Annotated in this window: 1 protein-coding gene; it reads left to right on the forward strand. The window is 58.6% G+C overall.

Annotated elements, in window-relative coordinates; genetic code table 11:
- Positions 1 to 92: 92 nt before the first annotated feature.
- Positions 93 to 1118: an IS110 family RNA-guided transposase gene (locus L6639_RS42885; protein ID WP_164934317.1), complete on the forward strand. Its 1026-nt coding sequence runs from the start codon at positions 93 to 95 to the stop codon at positions 1116 to 1118.
- Positions 1119 to 1395 lie beyond the last annotated feature (277 nt).

Here is a 1395-nt window from a genome sequence, read left to right on the forward strand (position 1 = left end):
TGAGATGGGATGGTTGCCGCCCTCCCCAGACGGCATCGTAATGTGCCAAGAACGCAGTGTTTGAACCCCGAAGCGAAGAGGACGGCAAATTGATGGATACGGTGATCGGAGTGGATCTAGCCAAGAATGTGTTTCAGCTCCACGGGGCGTCAATGGCGGGACACTTGAAATTTCGAAAGAAACTGTCGCGGCTTCAGTTTCGGAAGTTCATGGCGGGCCACCCATCGGCAGTGGTGGTGATGGAAGCCTGTGGCAGCGCCCACTATTGGGCACGGGAGATGGTCAAGCTCGGCCATGAAGTGAAACTGATCGCTCCGCAATATGTGAAGCCTTTTGTGAAACGCCAAAAGAACGACGCGGCTGATGCCGAAGCAATCGTGATCGCGGCACAGCGCCCCGAGATGCGCTTCGTCGAGCCGAAATCGGAAGAACAGCAGGCCAGGGCAGTGCTCTTTCGGGCTCGGAAGCGCCTTGTTCATCAGCGCACCGATCTGGTGAATGCGCTGCGTTCTGTTCTCTACGAATTCGGCCATATCATCCCGCAAGGAATCGAACAACTTAAACGCATTGACGCAATCCTCGAAGATCCGAACAGCGATCTACCAGAACTGGTCCGCGAGGAATGTCGGAGTCTCATTGATCAGATCGCCTACAAGACGGAGCGGATCGATGCCAAGGCAGAGCAGCTCAAGAAGTTGGCGACGCGGACGGTCACGGCGCAGCGGCTGCAGACAATGCCGGGGGTCGGCCCGCTGACCGCACTCGCGATCGAGGCTTTCGCGCCCGACATGGCGGCCTTTCGACGTGGCCGAGACTTCGCGGCTTGGCTCGGCTTGGTCCCACGGCAACATTCCTCAGGGGGAAAGGAAAGGCTCGGACGCGTTTCGAAGGAAGGACAGGCGGACATTCGCCAGTTGCTCATCGTTGGGGCGATGTCGCGGCTGAACTGGCTCGGGCGCAAGTCGATCCCTAGCGGATCCTGGCTGGCGCAGATGCTGGCGAGGAAGCCGCGCATGCTTGTGGCGATCGCCTTGGCGAACAAGATGGCTCGGACGATTTGGGCCATGCTCACCCGGAAGGAGGATTATCGGAACCCAGCGCAGGCAGTGACGGCATGACTGCATGCAGCACGAAATAGCCTGACGTTGGCGAAGGGGGTGTGAGAAGGCGACGACCCGAATGGGCGCAACGATCGAACAGATCTGGATCAGGAAACCAGCTAGAGCCAAAGAGCCGACGTGCTCGGAGATGAGAATTGGACCTGGTCCGCGGATCACCATACCGGCCAGCGGCTTCTGAAAATGCCGTAAAGGAAGGCCTGACAGAAGACCGCACTCGATCACACGCCAAAGGGTCAGAAACTTCTTGCATTGCGGGCGGCAACCACAGAAGGCT

Origin of the sequence: Bradyrhizobium zhengyangense (assembly GCF_022012555.1) — a bacterium.
In the GTDB taxonomy this organism is placed as follows: domain Bacteria; phylum Pseudomonadota; class Alphaproteobacteria; order Rhizobiales; family Xanthobacteraceae; genus Bradyrhizobium; species Bradyrhizobium zhengyangense.

Coding starts and splice junctions, on each gene's coding strand:
- L6639_RS42885 (WP_164934317.1), top strand. CDS start 93: ATGGATACGGTGATCGGAGTGGATCTAGCCAAGAATGTGTTTCAGCTC.